This is a genomic window from Tepidimonas charontis (genome assembly GCF_007556685.1).
Classification (GTDB): Bacteria; Pseudomonadota; Gammaproteobacteria; order Burkholderiales; family Burkholderiaceae_C; genus Tepidimonas; species Tepidimonas charontis.
The window spans coordinates 72,357-89,944 of the sequence record NZ_VJON01000001.1 but is presented as its reverse complement, the minus strand read 5'-3'; the positions used below and the strand labels follow the sequence as shown (position 1 = coordinate 89,944).

Annotated in this window: 16 protein-coding genes; all 16 read left to right on the top strand. The window is 68.5% G+C overall.

Annotation, left to right across the window (positions count from 1 at the left end):
* The first annotated feature begins 2 nt into the window (after positions 1-2).
* The 16 genes from rlmN to Tchar_RS00355 all read left to right on the top strand — a co-directional run bounded on the left by rlmN (position 3) and on the right by Tchar_RS00355 (position 17,514).
* Positions 3-1,166 (top strand): 23S rRNA (adenine(2503)-C(2))-methyltransferase RlmN, encoded by a 1,164-nt coding sequence (gene rlmN / locus Tchar_RS00430; RefSeq protein WP_144327127.1) that lies wholly within the window; start codon positions 3-5, stop codon positions 1,164-1,166.
* On the top strand, positions 1,163-1,996 hold the full coding sequence (gene pilW / locus Tchar_RS00425) for a type IV pilus biogenesis/stability protein PilW (RefSeq protein ID WP_144327126.1): 834 nt from the start codon (positions 1,163-1,165) through the stop codon (positions 1,994-1,996). Before rlmN ends, pilW begins: the two co-directional genes overlap by 4 nt.
* Complete coding sequence (locus tag Tchar_RS00420) at positions 1,989-2,894, top strand: helix-turn-helix domain-containing protein (RefSeq protein ID WP_144327125.1); 906 nt, start codon at positions 1,989-1,991, stop codon at positions 2,892-2,894. Before pilW ends, Tchar_RS00420 begins: the two co-directional genes overlap by 8 nt.
* Positions 2,895-2,899: 5 nt before the next feature.
* Complete coding sequence (gene ispG / locus Tchar_RS00415; protein ID WP_144327124.1) at positions 2,900-4,207, top strand: flavodoxin-dependent (E)-4-hydroxy-3-methylbut-2-enyl-diphosphate synthase; 1,308 nt, start codon at positions 2,900-2,902, stop codon at positions 4,205-4,207.
* A 266-nt stretch (positions 4,208-4,473) separates the two neighbouring features.
* On the top strand, positions 4,474-5,796 hold the full coding sequence (gene hisS, locus Tchar_RS00410) for a histidine--tRNA ligase (RefSeq protein ID WP_144327123.1): 1,323 nt from the start codon (positions 4,474-4,476) through the stop codon (positions 5,794-5,796).
* A 16-nt stretch (positions 5,797-5,812) separates the two neighbouring features.
* A complete protein-coding gene (locus Tchar_RS00405) occupies positions 5,813-6,475 on the top strand; it encodes a YfgM family protein (RefSeq protein ID WP_144327122.1) in 663 nt (220 codons plus the stop codon).
* Positions 6,472-7,647: an outer membrane protein assembly factor BamB gene (bamB, locus tag Tchar_RS00400; protein WP_236640064.1), complete on the top strand. Its 1,176-nt coding sequence runs from the start codon at positions 6,472-6,474 to the stop codon at positions 7,645-7,647. The genes Tchar_RS00405 and bamB overlap by 4 nt, the downstream gene beginning before the upstream one ends.
* Positions 7,644-8,990, top strand: coding sequence for a ribosome biogenesis GTPase Der (gene der, locus Tchar_RS00395; protein ID WP_144327121.1), 1,347 nt, complete (start codon positions 7,644-7,646; stop codon positions 8,988-8,990). The genes bamB and der overlap by 4 nt, the downstream gene beginning before the upstream one ends.
* A gap of 88 nt (positions 8,991-9,078) precedes the next feature.
* Positions 9,079-9,324 (top strand): RNA chaperone Hfq, encoded by a 246-nt coding sequence (hfq, locus tag Tchar_RS00390; RefSeq protein ID WP_144327120.1) that lies wholly within the window; start codon positions 9,079-9,081, stop codon positions 9,322-9,324.
* 11 nt (positions 9,325-9,335) lie between these two features.
* Entirely contained in the window at positions 9,336-10,532 is a 1,197-nt protein-coding gene (gene hflX / locus Tchar_RS00385) for a GTPase HflX (RefSeq protein ID WP_144327119.1), read from the top strand.
* 10 nt (positions 10,533-10,542) lie between these two features.
* Positions 10,543-11,940 (top strand): FtsH protease activity modulator HflK, encoded by a 1,398-nt coding sequence (gene hflK, locus Tchar_RS00380; protein WP_144327118.1) that lies wholly within the window; start codon positions 10,543-10,545, stop codon positions 11,938-11,940.
* A 17-nt stretch (positions 11,941-11,957) separates the two neighbouring features.
* Positions 11,958-12,851, top strand: a complete 894-nt coding sequence (hflC, locus tag Tchar_RS00375) for a protease modulator HflC (protein WP_144327191.1) — start codon at positions 11,958-11,960, stop codon at positions 12,849-12,851.
* A gap of 61 nt (positions 12,852-12,912) precedes the next feature.
* On the top strand, positions 12,913-14,091 hold the full coding sequence (locus Tchar_RS00370) for an ATP phosphoribosyltransferase regulatory subunit (RefSeq protein ID WP_144327117.1): 1,179 nt from the start codon (positions 12,913-12,915) through the stop codon (positions 14,089-14,091).
* A 65-nt stretch (positions 14,092-14,156) separates the two neighbouring features.
* Entirely contained in the window at positions 14,157-15,545 is a 1,389-nt protein-coding gene (locus Tchar_RS00365) for an adenylosuccinate synthase (protein WP_144327116.1), read from the top strand.
* 66 nt (positions 15,546-15,611) lie between these two features.
* Entirely contained in the window at positions 15,612-16,136 is a 525-nt protein-coding gene (locus Tchar_RS00360) for a phosphoribosyltransferase (protein ID WP_144327115.1), read from the top strand.
* Between the two features lie 205 nt (positions 16,137-16,341).
* Positions 16,342-17,514, top strand: a complete 1,173-nt coding sequence (locus tag Tchar_RS00355) for a PLP-dependent transferase (RefSeq protein WP_144327114.1) — start codon at positions 16,342-16,344, stop codon at positions 17,512-17,514.
* The last annotated feature ends 74 nt before the right edge of the window (positions 17,515-17,588 follow it).

The window sequence follows — 17,588 nt, the reverse complement described above, 5'->3', positions numbered from 1 at the left end:
TCATGACGGCCAATTTGCTCGATTTCGACCTCGAGGGGTTGGCCGCTTTTTGCGAGCGGCTCGGACACAAGCGCTTCCGCGCCGTCCAGCTGTTTCGCTGGATCCACCAAAAAGGCGTCGCGCGCTTCGAGGAGATGAGTGACCTCGCGCGCGACCTGCGCGAGCGTTTGCCCTCGGTGGCCCAGGTGCGCGCCTTGCCCGTGCTGGCCGAGCAGGCTTCGACCGACGGCACCGTCAAGTGGCTGTTCGACGTGGGCGACGGCAATGCGGTGGAGACCGTCTATATCCCCGAAGACGACCGCGGCACCCTGTGCGTATCCAGTCAGGCGGGTTGCGCGGTCGGCTGCCGCTTCTGTGCCACCGGGCACCAGGGGTTTAGTCGCAATCTCACCACCGGCGAGATCATCGCCCAGCTGTGGTACGCCGAGCACGCGCTGCGGCGGCGCTTCGGCACCCAGGAACGCGTCATCTCCAACGTGGTGATGATGGGCATGGGCGAGCCCTTGCAAAACTACGCGGCCTTGGTGGGCGCGCTGCGTGTCATGCTCGATGACCACGGCTATGGGTTGTCGCGCCGGCGCGTGACGGTATCCACCTCCGGCGTGGTGCCGATGATGGAGCGCTTGGCGCAGGACTGCCCGGTGGCATTGGCGGTTTCGTTGCACGCCCCCAACGATGCGCTGCGTGATCGCTTGGTGCCGTTGAATCGGAAATATCCGCTGCGCGAGTTGCTCGACGCCTGCCTGCGCTATTTGCCGTCGGCGCCGCGCGACTTCATCACCTTCGAGTACTGCATGCTCGACGGCATCAACGACACCCCAGCCCACGCCGACGAGCTCATCGACCTGTTGCGCGGACATGGCGGCAGTGGCGTGCCGTGCAAGGTCAATTTGATTCCATTCAATCCCTTTGCGGCGTCGGGGTTGCAGCGCTCGTCTCGCGCCGCCGTCAAGGCCTTTGCCGACCGGCTCAACGGCGCTGGCATCGTCACCACGATTCGCAAAACGCGCGGCGACGACATCGACGCCGCCTGCGGTCAGCTGGCAGGCGAGGTATGGGACCGCACCCGGGTGGCGCAGCGGCTGGCGCGCCGCAGCGACGACTGGCAAGTGGTGGCGCTGCGGCGTCGCGCGGAGCCGGCAACGACGACGGAGAGCACCCGATGAGGCCGCTGGGCTATACCTTGCGCCGGGCGTTGGGGCGGTGGGGCACTGTGGCGGCGCTTTCGTTGGTGGTGGCGGCCGTGCTGTCGGGCTGTGCAGGCACCGTCGGCGGCGCTGGTGCGACCGGGCGCGACTGGGTGACCGAGTCCGACGAGCCGCAGGCGCGCAAACGTGCCCGCACCCGACTCGAATTGGCCACGGGATATTTCGAGCAGGGCCAGCTCACCGTGGCGCTGGATGAAGTCAAGCAAGCCATCCAAATCGATCCGTCGTTTGCGGCAGCGTTCAATCTGCGCGGGCTCATCTACACGCAGCTGCGCGACTACGCGCTGGCCGAGGAGAGCTTTCGGCAGGCGCTGCGGCTCGATTCACGCGACGGTGATGTGTGGCACAACCTGGGCTGGATGTATTGCCAGGACGGGCGCTACCCGCCGTCCTTCGAGGCGTTTGCGCGCGCGCTGCAAACATCGGGCTATCGCTCGGCGGCGCGCACGTGGTTGGCCCAGGGGGTGTGTGAAGTTCGCGCCGGGCAGCCCGAGGCCGGCGAACGCAGCCTGACGCGGGCGTTCGAACTCGACCCCAGCAATCCGGTGACGCTGTACAACCTGGCGCTGCTGCTGCATCAGCGCGGTGACGCCGCGCGGGCGCGCTTGTACATCCGGCGTCTGAACAATTCCGAGTTCGCCAACGCCGAGTCGCTGTGGCTGGGCATCAAGATCGAAAACCGGCTGCAAAACTACGAGGCGGCCCAGCAGCTGGCCGAGCAGCTGCGGCGCCGCTTCCCGACGTCGCGCGAGGCCGATGCCTACGAGCGGGGAGCCTTCCATGAGTGATGCGCCGCAGACACCGACCGCACCCGCCACGGCAGGGACGTTGCTGCGCCAAGCGCGCGAAGCGGCGGGGCTGCACATCGCGACCTTGGCGGCCATGCTCAAGGTCCCGGTGCAGCGGATCGAGGCGCTGGAGCAAGACCGCTACGAGGCACTGCCCGATGTGACGTTCACCCGTGCGCTGGCGCTGAGCGTTTGCCGGACCTTGAAAATCGATGCCGGCCCCATCCTGGCGGCGCTGCCCGCTGTCGCGGCGCCGTCCTTGGGTCACGCCGTCGAGGCCATTGGGGCACCGATGCCGCGTGAAGAGGCCGGGGTGGGATGGCTCGGTGGGGATGCGCTGCGGCGGCGTTGGCCGCTGTGGGCGGCGTTGGCTCTGGTGGCGCTGGCCGCCGCACTGTGGGTGGTGTTGCCGCCAGCCCCAGCGCCGTCGGGAGGGTTGAACCCGACCCCGAGCGCGGCTGACGCCTCGGCCGCCTCCGGCTCGGCGTCCGATGCCGGTGCGGCCTCGTTGGCGGAGCAGGTCCGCGCGGAGCCGCAGAGGCTCGCCAGCGGCCCGTCATCGGCCGCGGGGGGCGATGCGGGGACGGCGGCGCCGCTGGCCGCGGTGGCGTCCGAGGCCGCCCCCGCCGGCGGCGCGGACGGCGGTACAGCTCCTCGCCGCGCGCAGCGGCTGCGTTTGCAGGCGCGCGAGCCCAGCTGGGTGCAGGTGATCGGAGCGTCGGGGCAGGTGCGGCTGCAGCGGACGCTCCAGCCGGGGGAAACGGTGTCTTTCGACGAGGACGAGGTGTTGGCGGTTACCGTCGGGCGCGCCGATGCCACCGAGGTTTGGGTGCACGGGCAGCCATTCGATTTGACTCCACGGGCGCGCAACAACGTCGCCCGCTTTGAAGTGCGCTGATCGCCATGAACCATCCAGCATTTCCTGCCGCTCGCAGCGACCACGGTGAGGCGCCACCGGTGAACTTGAGCGCACCGGCGCCGCGGCGCAGCCGGCAGGGCGTCGTCGCCTGGGGTGACCATCGGGTCACCGTCGGCGGCGATGCGCCGGTGCGTGTGCAATCGATGACCAACACCGACACCGCCGACGTGATCGCCACGGCGATCCAGGTCAAGGAGCTGGCCCAGGCGGGCTCCGAGCTGGTGCGCATCACCGTCAACAACGACGAGGCAGCGCGTGCGGTGCCCCACATCCGCGAGCAACTCGACCGCATGGGCATCGGCGTGCCGCTGATCGGTGACTTTCATTTCAACGGCCACCGCCTGTTGGCCGACCACCCGGCGATGGCGCAGGCATTGTCCAAATACCGCATCAATCCCGGCAACGTCGGGCGGGGGGACAAAAAAGACCGCCAGTTCGCGCAGATGATCGAGACGGCGCTGCGCTGGGGCCGGCCGGTGCGCATCGGCGTCAACTGGGGCAGTCTAGATCCGGAGCTGCTGGCGCGCCTGATGGACGACAACGCACGCCGCGCGCAGCCCTGGGAGGCTCGGCAAGTGATGGTCGAAGCGCTGGTCAGCTCGGCGCTGGAGTCGGCGCAGCAGGCCATTGCGCTGGGCATGCGGGCCGAAGATATCGTGCTGTCGTGCAAAGTCAGCCGGGTGCAGGATCTCATCACCGTGTACCAGGAGCTGGCGCGGCGCTGCGACCATCCCCTGCATCTGGGCTTGACCGAAGCCGGCATGGGGGTCAAGGGTACGGTGGCGTCCACCGCTGCGTTGGCCATTTTGCTGCAGCAGGGTATTGGCGACACCATCCGCGTCAGCTTGACGCCGCAGCCCGGCGAGCCGCGTACCCAAGAGGTGGTGGTGGCGCTGGAGATTTTGCAGGCCCTGGGCTTGCGACACTTCGTGCCCAGCGTCACCGCTTGCCCGGGGTGTGGGCGTACCACCAGCACCGTATTCCAAGAGTTGGCCAAACAGATCGACGACTATTTGCGCGCGGCGATGCCGCAATGGCGGCAACGCTACCCTGGCGTCGAAAACCTCAAAGTCGCCGTGATGGGCTGCATCGTCAATGGGCCGGGCGAGAGCAAACATGCCGATATCGGCATCAGCCTGCCGGGTACCGGCGAGGCGCCCGCCGCACCGGTCTATATCGACGGGCAAAAGGTCACGACGCTGCGCGGCGAGGGCATCGCCGAGGCGTTTCGCGCCATCGTCGAAGATTACGTGCAGCGCCGTTTTGGCGCGGCGTCACCGCCGTCCGGCTAGTCCCGTGGCCCTCGGCGGTTCGGCTCTGCGCCAGCACCAACCCGGGTGCACCACCGTTCGTGCGCGCGGCGAGGGTGGGGCAGGAGCCCATCGCCGGCACAGGCCGCGCCATCGGCGCGCCCGGTGGCACCTGCTGCTGCCCGGTCGCAGGGCGGCGGGGGGTGCGGCCGCACCATGGCTTGAGGCAGACGCGCCCCGGGGTCTGCGGTGGGCTGGCGCTGCGGTGCCGGCCGTTTGGGTCTCCCGTCTCCGTCACAATAACGTCCATGGCAGAAAAAATCGTCGCCGTCAAAGGCATGAATGACATCGTCGCGCCCGAATCGGCGCACTGGGAATGGCTGGAGGCCCAGGTGCGCGCGTTGTTTGCGCGCTACGGTTACCGCAACATCCGCACCCCCATCGTCGAGCCGTTGGCGCTGTTCGTGCGCGGGCTGGGGGAGGTCACCGACATCGTCGAAAAAGAGATGTACGCCTTCGAGGATCGGCTCAACGGCGAGCAGCTGGCGCTGCGGCCGGAGGGCACCGCTGGCGTGGTGCGCGCGGCGGTGGAGCACGCGCTGCTGTACGACGGACCGAAGCGCGTGTACTACATGGGGCCGATGTTTCGCCACGAGCGCCCGCAGCGTGGCCGCTACCGGCAGTTTCACCAGATCGGGGTGGAGGCGCTGGGCTTGGCCGGGCCCGAGGCGGATGCCGAGCTCATCACGATGGCGGCCGACCTGTGGCAGGCGCTGGGTGTGCAGGATGTCACACTCGAGATCAACACCCTGGGCCAGCCGGCCGAGCGGCAGGCGCATCGGCAAGCCCTCATCGCCTACTTCGAGCGGCACCGCGATCGGCTCGACGACGACGCCCAGCGTCGTCTCTACACCAACCCGCTGCGCATTCTCGATACCAAAAACCCCCAGATGCAGGCCTTGGTCGAGGCGGCGCCGAAGCTGATCGACCACCTGGGGGCAGCCTCGCGTGCGCACTTCGAGGCAGTGTGTGCGCTGCTGCAGGCGCAAGGCATTGCCTATCGCGTCAATCCGCGCTTGGTCCGTGGGCTGGACTACTACCACCACACGGTGTTCGAGTTCGTCACCACGTCGCTGGGCGCGCAGGGCACCGTGTGCGCCGGCGGCCGCTACGACGGCCTGATCGCCGAGCTGGGTGGCAAACCCGCCCCCGGCGTCGGCTGGGCCATGGGCGTGGAGCGGGTGCTGGAGTTGCTCAAGGCACAGCAGCGGCTGCCGCAGCCGCCGGCGCCCGACGCCTATGCCGTGGTGCCCGATGCGTCGGCCTGGCCCACGGTACTGCCGGTGCTGCGCGCGCTGCGCGCCGCGGGCGTGCAGGTGTGGATGCACGCCAGCACCACCGACGGACTGGGCAGCATGAAGTCGCAATTCAAAAAAGCCGACGCCAGTGGTGCGCGCTATGCCTTGATTTTCGGCGCCGACGAGCTGGCCGCTGGCGTGGTGGCCGTCAAGCCGCTGCGCGAGGGGCTGCCCGGGCCGATCACGGCGCAAACCACGCTGCCGCTGGCGCAGGTGGCACAGTGGGCCAGCCAGCTGCGGTGCGGTGCGGCCTCTACAATCCCGGTGCATTGACTGGAACGGGCAGCCCATGGCCTCGCATTACGATCTCGAAGAGCAGGAACAAATCGACCGCCTCAAGGCCTTCTGGGCCGCGTGGGGCAACGTCATCACCTGGGCCCTGGTGGCCGCTTTGGCCGCCTTTGCCGCGTACAACGGTTGGCAATATTGGGAGCGGCGCCAAGCGCTGCAGGCCACCGCGCTGCTCGATGAGCTGGAGCAGGCCGCCCGCGGCGCCGATGTCGAGCGTGTGCGTCGCGTCTGGAGCGATTTGCAGGCGCAGGCCCCGCGCACCGTGCAGGCCCAGCAAGGCGCGCTGTGGGCGGCGCGGGCGCTGGCCGACGCCGGCGCGGTGCAGGATGCCAAAGCGGCGGCGCAGTTTGCGGCGGAGCGCGGGCGCGATCCGACCCTGGCGGCGCTGGCGCGCCTGCGGCTGGCGGCGCTGGAGCTCGATGCCGGTCAGGCCGACGCCGCGCTGCGCTGGTTGCAGTTCGAGTGGCCGTCGGCGTTGCGGCCCTGGGCCGCCGATCGGCGCGGGGACGTGCAGCAGGTGCGTGGCGAGCTCGATGCGGCGCGCGCGGCCTACCAAGAAGCGTGGCGCGGGTTGGCGGATGACAGCGGCTACCGCGCCATCGTCGAAGCCAAATTGAATGCGCTCGGGGTCGATCCCACGCAACCGGAGGCCAAGCCGTGAACTTGCTGGTGAAGTCGCGTTTGTCCGCGCCGCTTGGCGCCGTGTCGTCATCGCGTCGGCGCTACGCGCTGTGGCTGTCGGCCCTGGTCGTGGCGTTGGCGGGTTGCGCATCGGGCCCGAAGAAGCCGCAGCCGACTCCCTTGGAGCCGGTGGTGCCGCTGGTGGCGGCGCGTCTGGCGTGGCAGCAGTCCGTCGGTGTGGTCGATGCCTTGTTGGTGCCGGCGGTGCACGGCAACGCGCTGGCGCTGGCCAACGCGGCGGGCTCGGTCACCGTGTTCGATGGCGACGGCGGCCAGGTGCGCTGGCGCGCCGACGCTGGGGCGCCGTTTGCCGCCGGCGTCGGGTTCGACGGCCAGCGGGTGGCGCTGGTGACGCGCGACAACGAATTGGTGGTGTTGACGGCGCGCGGCGTGGCGTGGCGCCAGCGCTTGCCGGCGCGCGTCTACACGGCGCCGTTGGTGGCGGGGGGACGCGTGTTCGTTTTGGCTGGCGACCGCAGCCTCAGCGCCTTCGACGCCGACCACGGCGCGCCCCTGTGGAAACAGCCCAGCCGTGGCAGTGATCCCTTGGTGCTGCAACAGCCTGGGGCCCTGACGGCGGTGGGCAACACCTTGGTGGCGGGTATCGGTGGTCGGCTGGTCGGCATCGATCCCGACACCGGCCGGGTGCGCTGGGATGTCACCATCGGGCGCACGCGCGGTGCCACCGAAATCGAGCGCCTGGTGGACATCGTCGGTCGGCTGGGGCGCGACGGCGACGTGCTGTGTGCGCGCGCGTTTCAGGCGGCGGTGGGCTGTGCCGATGCCGCCGCTGGGCGCTTGCTGTGGACGCAGGCGGCCGACGGCGCCACCGGGGTGCAGGCCAGCGCCGAGCACGTCTATGCGGTGGAAGCCAACGGGCGGGTGCTGGCGCTGGCGCGCGCCGACGGGCGGCGCGTCTGGACCCAGGAGCGCTTGCTGCACCGCACGCTCAGCGCGCCCCTGGCCATCGGTCGCACGCTGGCCATCGGCGACGCGCAGGGCCATGTGCATCTGTTGGCGCGCGCCGACGGCAGCATCGTCAACCGCCTCAGCACCGATGGTTCGCCGATCGTCGATGGCCCGCTGCGTGTGGGCAATACGCTGGTGGCGGTCACGCGCAACGGCGGCGTGTTTGCTTGGCGTCCAGAATGAGCGGCTTTGCGCCTGTCATCGCGCTGGTGGGCCGGCCCAACGTCGGCAAATCGACGTTGTTCAATCGCATCACCAAAAGCCGTGATGCCATCGTCGCCGACTTGCCGGGCCTAACGCGCGACCGTCACTATGGCCAAGCACGGCTGGCGCGGCGTTCGTTCATCGTCATCGACACCGGTGGCTTCGAGCCCGAGGCCAGCGAAGGCATCGCGCGCGAAATGGCGCGCCAAACCCAGCAGGCGGTGGCCGAGGCCGATGTGGTGTTGTTCGTGGTCGACGCCCGTGCTGGCTTGAGCGCGCAGGACCACGACATCGCCGCCTACCTGCGGCGCTTGGGCAAGCCGTGCGTGCTGGTGGCCAACAAGGCCGAGGGGATGCGCGAAGGCGCGCAGCTGGCCGAGTTTTATGAGCTGGGGCTGGGCGAGGTGGTACCGGTGTCGGCGGCGCACGGGCAAGGCGTGCGTTCGATGTTGGAGCGCGCATTGGCGCCCATCGTCTGGCCCGCGGACGACGACGCTGACGAGACGCCCGAGCCGGCGGCACAGGACGTCATCCGGCTGGCGGTGGCCGGGCGCCCGAACGTCGGCAAATCGACCCTGATCAACGCCTGGCTGGGCGAGGAGCGCCTGGTGGCCTTCGACCTGCCGGGCACGACGCGCGACGCCATTCGGGTGCCATTCGAGCGCCAGGGCCGGCGCTTCGAGCTGATCGACACCGCTGGCCTGCGGCGCAAGGGCCGGGTGTTCCAGGCAGTGGAGAAGTTCTCCGTCGTCAAAACCCTGCAGGCCATCGAGAGCGCACACGTCGTGTTGCTGCTGCTCGACGCCACCCAGGGCGTGACGGAGCAGGATGCGCACATCGCCGGCTTCATCCTCGACAGTGGCCGCTCGGTGGTGCTGGCGGTCAACAAATGGGACGCGGTGGACGACTACCAGCGCGAGCTGGTACGGCGTTCGATCGAGGCGCGGCTGGGCTTTTTGCGCTTCGCGCCGCTGCATACCGTCTCGGCACGCCGCCGCCAAGGCATCGACGCCCTGTGGCCGTCGATCATTCGGGCGCATGCTTCGGCGATGGTCAAGATGCCCACGCCGACGCTCACCCGCTTGCTGCACGAGGCGGTGGCGTTTCAGGCGCCGCCCAAGAGCGGCGCGTTTCGCCCCAAGCTGCGCTATGCCCACCAGGGCGGACAGAATCCGCCGGTGATCGTCATCCACGGCAACTCCCTGGAGCACGTGGGCGATGCGTACCGGCGTTACCTGGAGGCGCGCTTTCGCAAGGCGTTCGATTTGGTCGGCACGCCCTTGCGCATCGAGCTGCGTACCCAGGACAATCCCTACCGCTGAGTGTACGCGCCGCCGGACGTCGGCAGCCGCGGGCGTGCTTTTGTGGTATGGTCGGCTCCCCCTCGTTTTTTGGAACACGGAAGATATCGTGAGCAACAACAAAGGCCAACTCCTGCAGGACCCGTTTCTGAACCAGCTGCGCCGTGAGCACATCCCGGTGTCGATCTACCTGGTCAATGGCATCAAGCTGCAGGGCCAGATCGAATCGTTCGATCAGTACGTCGTTTTGCTGCGCAACACGGTGACCCAGATGGTGTACAAGCACGCCATCTCCACCATCGTGCCGGGCCGTCCGGTGCACTTCACGGTGGGGCAGCCCACCGAAAACGCCTGAGCACGCCGCGTATGCAGGCGCCGACGCCGGCTGCGGCGTCAGCCGCCCCTGGCGTCATCCTGGTCGGTGTCGACATCGGCCAGCCCCATTTCGACCCGACGTTGGACGAGTTGGCGGCGTTGGCCGAGTCGGCCGGCTACCGGGTGTGCGACCGTGTGGTGTGCCGACGGCGCGCGCCCGACGCCGCCCTCTACGTCGGGCGTGGCAAGGCCGACGAAATCAAGGCCCTGGCAGCCGCCCATGGCGCCAGTGAAGTGCTGTTCGATCAGGCGCTCAGCCCGGCGCAGCAGCGCAACCTGGAGCGCTATCTGGAGCGCGCCGTCAATGACCGCGTCCTGCTGATCTTGGAGATCTTTGCCCGCCGTGCCCGCAGCCACGAAGGCAAGCTGCAGGTGGAACTGGCACGTCTGCAGTACCTCTCGACACGCCTGGTGCGACGCTGGACCCACCTGGAGCGCCAAAGCGGTGGCATCGGCCTGCGCGGCGGCCCTGGTGAGACGCAGATCGAACTGGACCGGCGCATGATCGCCCAGGCCATCCAGCGCACGCGCGAGCGGCTCGAGCGCGTCAAGCGTCAGCGCCAGACCCAGCGTCGCCAGCGCGAGCGCCGCGGCACCTTCAATGTCTCGCTGGTGGGCTACACCAACGCCGGCAAGTCCACGCTGTTCAATGCGCTGGTCAAGGCCAACGCGTATGCGGCCGACCAGCTCTTCGCCACCCTCGACACCACCACGCGCCAGCTCTACCTGGGCGAAGTGGGCCAACGGGTGTCGCTGTCGGACACGGTGGGCTTCATCCGTGACCTGCCGCACACCTTGGTGGAGGCCTTTGCCGCTACCCTGCAAGAGGCGCGTGACGCCGACTTGCTGCTGCACGTGGTCGATGCCGCCAACCCGCAGCATCCGGAGCACATCGGTGATGTGCAGCGCGTACTGCATGAAATCGGCGCGGCCGACGTGCCGCAGGTGCTGGTGTTCAACAAGATCGATGCGCTGCCGCCGCAACATCAGCCACAGCGGGAGTGTGACGTGACGGAACTCGAAGGGCATCCGGTGACTCGGGTGTTTGTCAGCGCCCGCACCTGCCAGGGGTTGGAGGCGCTGCGCGCGGCCATCGCCGATGCCGTGGCCGCACCGCGTGTGTCCGTGCCTCCGCAGCGTGACCCTCGACATTTGGGCACAATTGAGCCGCCCCAACACGAACTGTAACGACGCATCCATGAGTGACTATCCCCTGGGAGCCCGCGATCCCGCCGACGCCGCGTCCCGTCCGCAGCCGGCGCGCCGCCGTCGGTGGTGGCAGCGCTTGCCTGCGGTCTTCAATCTGAACGATCCCCGCTGGGGCCGCGGTGACGAGGAGGAGCCGCGTGAGCCGCGTGACGGCAGCGGTCGCCGCCCCGCCGGCGGCAGCCAGACGCCGCCCGATCTGGACGAGCTCTGGCGCGATTTCAACCGCAAGCTCAGCGGACTGTTTGGCGGTGGCCGCCGTCCGCCGGGCGGGCCGGGGTGGGACCGTGACGAGCGTGAAGCGCCGGCGCCGCGCGATCCCAAAGGAACCGGCGTCGGCGTGGGCTTGATCGCCGGTGTGGCGGTGCTGATTTGGCTGGGCACCGGCTTCTTCATCGTGCAGGAAGGCCAGCAGGCCGTCATCACCCAATTCGGGCGCTACCACAGCACCGTCGGCGCGGGTTTCAACTGGCGCCTGCCGTACCCCATCCAGCGCCACGAGACGGTATTCGTCACCCAGATCCGCTCGGTCGACATCGGGCGCGACGCCATCGTCCGCGCCACCGGCCTGCGTGAATCGGCCATGCTCACCGAAGACGAAAATATCGTCGAAATCAAATTTGCGGTGCAGTACCGCTTGAGCGACGCGCGGGCTTACCTCTTCAACAGCCGCGACCCCGACGCGGCGGTGGTCAAAGCCGCCGAGACGGCGGTGCGCGAGGTGGTGGGCAAAATGAAAATGGACGCCGCCTTGGCCGAGGAACGCGAGCAAATCGCGCCGCGCGTGCGCACGCTGATGCAAACCATTCTGGACCGCTATCAGGTCGGCATCGAAATCGTCGGCATCAATCTGCAAGCGGGCGGGGTGCGGCCACCCGAGCAGGTGCAGGCGGCGTTCGACGACGTGCTCAAAGCGGGTCAGGAGCGCGAGCGCGCCAAAAATGAGGCAGAAGCCTATGCCAACGACGTGGTGCCGCGCGCACGTGGCGCGGCGGCCCGCTTGATCGAGGAAGCCGAAGGCTACAAGGCGCGCGTGGTGGCGCAGGCACAAGGGGACGCCCAGCGTTTTGCCTTGGTGCAGGCGGAGTACGCCAAGGCGCCCCAGGTCACGCGCGAGCGCATGTACCTCGAAGCGATGCAGGAGATCTACAGCAACGTCACCAAGGTCATGATCGACGCGCGCCAGCAGTCCAACTTGTTGTACTTGCCCCTGGACAAGATCATGCAACAAGTCAGCGCCGCCGCCAACACCGGTGCATCGGGCGCAGCGGCAGCTGCTACCGGCAGTGCCGCCGCCGCTGGTGGCAGCGCGTCGAGCAGCAGCGCCCCCAGCGCGGCCGATGCACGCAGCCGCATGGACCTGCGCAGCCGTGAGCGCGAAGTGCGTTGACCGGAGGCCACGCCATGATCAATCGCATCGGATTTTTCGTCTCCTCCCTGCTGGTGCTGTTGGCCATCGCCAGCTCCACCGTCTTCGTCGTCGATCAGCGGCAGTACGGCGTCGTTTTCCAGTTTGGCCAGATCCGCAACGTCGTCACCGAGCCGGGGCTGAACTTCAAGCTGCCACCGCCGTTTCAAAACGTCTCGTACATCGACAAGCGGTTGCTGACACTGGAGAGCACCGACACCGAGCCGACGCTGACGGCGGAGAAGCAGCGCGTCGTCATCGACTGGTACGTGCGCTGGCGCATCTCCGATCCCTCGGCCTACATCCGCAACGTCGGGCTGGACGAGCGCGCCGGTGCCGCCCAGCTCAACCGCGTGGTGCGCAACGCCTTCCAGCAGGAAGTCAACAAACGAACGCTGCGCGAGTTGCTCTCCACCAAGCGCGAGGAGCTGATGGCGGCCGTACAGCGTGAGGTGCTGGCAGCCGTGCGTGGTGCCGAAAAACCGTGGGGGATGGATGTGGTGGACGTGCGCATCTCACGCATCGATTACGCCGAATCCATCACCCGCTCGGTGTACGACCGGATGGAGGCCGAGCGCAAGCGTGTGGCCAACGAACTGCGCTCGACCGGCTTCGCCGAAGGCGAGAAGATTCGCGCCGAGGCCGACCGCGAGCGCGAGGTGATCTTGGCGCAGGCGTTCCGGCAGGCGCAAAAGATCAAGGGTGAGGGCGATGCCGAAGCGGCGCGCATTTATGCACAGGCCTTCGGACGTGACCCCACTTTTGCGCAGTTTTACCGCAGCCTGGAGGCCTACCGCGCCAGCTTCAGCGGCAAGGGCGATCTGCTCGTCGTCGATCCGTCGTCGGAGTTTTTCCGCGCTTTCAAAGGCACGGTGGCGCCGGCCGCGCGCTGAGCGGCGTCGAAACCGGGCGGGGTAGAATTGGCCCTTTGCCCGTTTCAAACGTCCTACCCCCATGTCTGCCTGGCTGCTGCCGGATCACATCGCCGACGTGCTGCCCGCCGAAGCGCGGCATCTCGAGGACCTGCGCCGTTGCCTGCTCGAGACGGCGCGGCGCTATGGCTACGAGCTGGTGATGCCACCGCTCATCGAGCATTTGGATTCGCTGCTTACCGGCACCGGCGAAGCGCTGGAGCTGCAGACCTTCAAGCTCGTCGATCAACTCTCCGGGCGCACCCTTGGTTTGCGCGCCGACACCACGCCGCAGGTGGCGCGCATCGATGCGCATCTGCTCAACCGCGCCGGAGTCACGCGCCTGTGCTACTGCGCTCCGGTGGTGCACACGCGTGCCACCGCCACCAGCGGCAGCCGCGAACTGTTGCAGTTCGGCGCCGAGATCTATGGCCACGCGGGGCTCGAGGCCGATCTCGAGGTACTCGAGTTGGCGCTGGACGCGCTGCGCGCGGCCGGCGTACGGCGCCTCAGCGTCGATTTGGGCGACGTGCGCGTGGTCGATGCCGTGTTGCACGGCTGCGCCGTGGCGCCGCCGGTGCTGTCGCGGCTGCACGCGGCGCTGGCGGCCAAGGACGAGGCTACGCTGGCCGAACTGGCGGCGGGCCTGCCGCCGCTTGTGCGCGCGCGTCTGCTGGCCCTGCCGCGGCTGTACGGCGGCCCCGAGGTACTGGCGGCAGCCGCGGCGCAGCTGGGTGACGCTCCTGGGCTGGAGCAGGCCCTGGGCGATCTGCGCCGTTTGGCCAACCAGTTGACGCAGCGCGACCCGGATGTTGCCGTCACCTTCGATTTGGCCGATCTGCGCGGCTATGCCTACTACACGGGCGTGCGCTACGCGATTTTGAGCGCGGACAGCGGACAAGGCGAAGAAATTGCCCGCGGCGGCCGTTATGACGAGGTCGGAGCGGTCTTTGGACGACGCCGGCCGGCGGCGGGCTTCAGCCTCGATCTGCGGCAGTTGGTGCGCGGGCTGCCCGCGCCAGCGCTGCGGCCGGCCATCCGCGCACCGTGGCGGCACGACCCAGCCCTGCGCGCCGCCATCGCGCGGCTGCGCGCGCAGGGGGAGACCGTGGTGTGTGTCCTGCCCGGGCACGAACACGAGGTGGACGAATTCGCGTGCGACCGCGAGTTGATCGAACACCAAGGCGAGTGGGTGGTGGCGCCCCGCCCGCGTGCAGCCTGACGGCCAGCGTGGACGAAAGCGCCGGCGCCCCCCGACAACACAATCAACCGATGAACCGTTAGACGATGGACAAGGCCTTTCAGCCCCAGCCGGGGCGCAATGTGGTGGTGGTGGGCACCCAATGGGGTGACGAGGGCAAGGGCAAGCTGGTCGATTGGTTGACCGAAACCGCCCACGCCGTCGTGCGTTTCCAAGGCGGGCACAACGCGGGGCACACGCTCGTCATCGGCGGCGTCAAGACGGCGTTGCACCTGATTCCCAGCGGCATCATGCGGCCCCATGTCACCTGCTACATCGGCAACGGTGTGGTGTTGTCGGCGGCCAAGCTACTGGAGGAGATCGAGGGCTTGGAGCGCGCGGGCGTCGAAGTTCGCTCGCGCCTGCGCATCAGTGAGGCCTGCCCGCTCATCCTGCCTTTTCATGCGGCGGTGGACATAGCGCGCGAGGCGGCCAAGGAGAAAGTCGGCGCGGCCAAGATCGGCACCACCGGGCGTGGTATCGGCCCGGCCTACGAGGACAAGGTGGCGCGGCGCGCGCTGCGCGTGCAAGATTTGAAGTATCCGCAGCGCTTCGCCGAAAAGTTGCGCGAGCTGCTCGACCTGCACAACCACCTGCTGAGCACCTACCTCGGGTCGTCGGCCATCGACTTCGGCCCGGCGCTGCGGCCGTATCTGGACGCCAGCGGCCGTGTGCGCTTCGACGCCGTCTATGACGAAGCCATGCGCCACGCCGAGGCACTGGCACCGATGATGGCCGATGTGTCGCGCGAACTCAACCAAGCACACCGTGCCGGCGCCAACCTGCTGTTCGAGGGCGCGCAGGGCACGCTGCTCGACATCGATCACGGCACCTATCCCTTCGTGACGTCCAGCAATTGCGTGGCGGGCAATGCGGCCGCCGGCGCCGGCGTCGGGCCGGGCTTGTTGCACTACGTGCTGGGCATCACGAAAGCCTATTGCACGCGCGTCGGTGGCGGTCCATTTCCCACCGAGCTCGATTGGCAGACCGAGGGCACCCCGGGCTGGCACATGGCCACGGTGGGGGCGGAGAAAGGGACCACCACGGGGCGCGCGCGCCGCTGCGGTTGGTTCGATGCCGCGCTGCTCAAGCGCTCCGCGCAGGTCAACGGCCTGTCGGGTCTGTGCATCACCAAGCTCGACGTGCTCGACGGTCTGCCCGAGCTCAAGCTGTGTGTCGGCTACCGGCTCGACGGCCAGGAAATCGACCTGCTGCCGCTGGGCGCGGACGAGATCGCACGCTGCGAGCCCATTTATGAGACCCTGCCCGGCTGGAGCGAATCGAGCGCGGGCGTCACCCGCTACGAGGCCCTGCCCGCCAATGCGCGGCGTTATCTGGAGCGCATCGAGGCCGTCACGGGCGTGCCGGTGCATATCATTTCCACCAGCCCCGACCGCGATCACACCATCTTGCTGCACCACCCGTTTGCCGCGTAAACCCGTCGCATCGCCTGCCCGCGACCCGGGCAACGCCTCCTCAACCGTTTCGAAAGATCGGCTGCCATGCTTACCGAAGACGGCAAGCATCTGTACGTGTCGTACGACGAGTACCACAATCTGATCGAAAAACTCGCGATTCAGATTTATCAATCGGGGTGGGAATTCGACACCATCCTGTGCTTGGCGCGCGGCGGCATGCGGCCGGGTGACATCCTCAGCCGTATCTTCGACAAGCCGTTGGCCATCATGTCCACCAGCTCGTACCGGGCCGAGGGCGGCACGGTGCGCGGCCAGCTCGATATTGCGCGCTACATCACCACCCCCAAGGGTGAGATCGCCGGTCGGGTACTGTTGGTCGATGATCTGGCCGACTCCGGGCACACGCTCAAGGCGGTGGTGGAGCTGTTGCGCAGCAGCTATCCACCCATCAGCGAGCTGCGCAGCGCCGTCATTTGGACCAAAGCCCTGTCGATCTTCACGCCCGACTACTCGGTGGAGTACTTGCCGACCAATCCGTGGATTCACCAGCCCTTCGAGTGCTACGATAACCTTCGCCCAGCGCAATTGCTGGCCAAGTGGGGGCGGTGAGTGCGCGCGCAACGGCGCGGCACCGCTTTGCCCTCATGGCGCCGCGGCAACCCGGGCGGCTTTCCCAGCGCACCGCAGGCCGATGATGCTGCAACCTCCCTCCAACCCAGCCGGTTCGTCGCCCGGCCGTGATGGCCAGGCGCAGCGACCGTGCGTGCCGCTGCCGTCGAGCCCGGAGCAGACCGCAGCGGCGCCGGAGCGTGCCATGGCCACCCAACTGATCCATCATCCCTACCGGGCACCGGCCGCGTTCGACGCCGTGCCCGTCGGGGTGTACAAGGCCTCCACCGTGCTGTTCCCGAACGTGGCGGCGGTGCGGGCGCGGCGCTGGCAGGACAAGTCCGGCTACACCTACGGGTTGCACGGCACGCCCACCACGTTTACCTTGGAGGAGCGCATCGCCACCTTGGAGGGCGGCCGCCACTGCGTCCTGGCCCCCAGCGGTCTGGCGGCCATCGCCTTGGTCGATTTGGCCCTGTTGCGCGCCGGCGACGAAGTGCTGCTGCCCGACAACGCCTACGGACCGAACAAGGCCCTGGCGGCGCACGAGTTGGCGCACTGGGGCATCGGGTTCCGCATCTACGATCCGATGGATCCGGCCGATCTGGCCGCCGCCATCACGCCGCGCACGCGCCTGGTGTGGCTGGAAGCCGCTGGCTCGGTGACGCTGGAATTTCCCGATCTGCCGGCGCTGCTGGCGGTGGTACGGCAGGCCAATGCGGCGCGAGAGGTGCCGATCGTCACCGCGCTGGACGACACCTGGGGCGCAGGCATCGCGTTGCGACCGTTCGAGCTGGGGGTGGACATCGCCCTGCAGGCGCTGACCAAATACCCCAGCGGCGGGGCCGATGTGCTGATGGGAGCGGTGGTCACACGCGACGATGCGTTGCATCAAACGCTGTTGATGACGCACATGCGCCTGGGCTTGGGCGTGGGCGCCAACGACGCCGAAGCCGTGCTGCGTGGGCTGCCCAGCCTGCCGCTGCGTTACCAGGCTCAAGACGCCAGCGCGCGTGCCTTGGCCAGCTGGATGCAAGACCAACCGCGGGTGGCGCGGGTGTTCCATCCGGCGCTGCCCGACTCGCCCGGACACGCCGCCTGGCGGCGCGATGCGCGCGCGGCCGCCGCCCTGTTCAGCGTCGTGTTCGATGACGCGGTCAGCGCCGCGCAGGTCGATGCGTTCTGCGACGCCTTGCGCTGCTTCCGCCTCGGCTACAGTTGGGCCGGCCCGATGAGCCTGTGTATGCCCTACGAGATGCCGCCCTTGCGTCAGCGCCCGTGGCGGCACGCGCCGCATCTGGTGCGCTTTGCCGTCGGCCTGGAGGACATCGAAGACCTGCGCGCCGACTTGGCCCAGGCCATGCACGTCTTGGCCTGATCGAGGACGCTGCCGACCGCAGCCGCCCGCGGCTGGCTGCGGGGCCGCCGCCAACCGACCCGGTCGGGACGTCG

Bases quoted from the DNA above. Each gene is read 5' to 3' on its own strand.
- rlmN (WP_144327127.1), top strand. From the start codon at position 3: ATGACGGCCAATTTGCTCGATTTCGACCTCGAGGGGTTGGCCGCTTTT.
- pilW (WP_144327126.1), top strand. From the start codon at position 1,163: ATGAGGCCGCTGGGCTATACCTTGCGCCGGGCGTTGGGGCGGTGGGGC.
- Tchar_RS00420 (WP_144327125.1), top strand. From the start codon at position 1,989: ATGAGTGATGCGCCGCAGACACCGACCGCACCCGCCACGGCAGGGACG.
- ispG (WP_144327124.1), top strand. From the start codon at position 2,900: ATGAACCATCCAGCATTTCCTGCCGCTCGCAGCGACCACGGTGAGGCG.
- hisS (WP_144327123.1), top strand. From the start codon at position 4,474: ATGGCAGAAAAAATCGTCGCCGTCAAAGGCATGAATGACATCGTCGCG.
- Tchar_RS00405 (WP_144327122.1), top strand. From the start codon at position 5,813: ATGGCCTCGCATTACGATCTCGAAGAGCAGGAACAAATCGACCGCCTC.
- der (WP_144327121.1), top strand. From the start codon at position 7,644: ATGAGCGGCTTTGCGCCTGTCATCGCGCTGGTGGGCCGGCCCAACGTC.
- hflX (WP_144327119.1), top strand. From the start codon at position 9,336: ATGCAGGCGCCGACGCCGGCTGCGGCGTCAGCCGCCCCTGGCGTCATC.
- hflK (WP_144327118.1), top strand. From the start codon at position 10,543: ATGAGTGACTATCCCCTGGGAGCCCGCGATCCCGCCGACGCCGCGTCC.
- Tchar_RS00370 (WP_144327117.1), top strand. From the start codon at position 12,913: ATGTCTGCCTGGCTGCTGCCGGATCACATCGCCGACGTGCTGCCCGCC.
- Tchar_RS00365 (WP_144327116.1), top strand. From the start codon at position 14,157: ATGGACAAGGCCTTTCAGCCCCAGCCGGGGCGCAATGTGGTGGTGGTG.
- Tchar_RS00360 (WP_144327115.1), top strand. From the start codon at position 15,612: ATGCTTACCGAAGACGGCAAGCATCTGTACGTGTCGTACGACGAGTAC.
- Tchar_RS00355 (WP_144327114.1), top strand. From the start codon at position 16,342: ATGGCCACCCAACTGATCCATCATCCCTACCGGGCACCGGCCGCGTTC.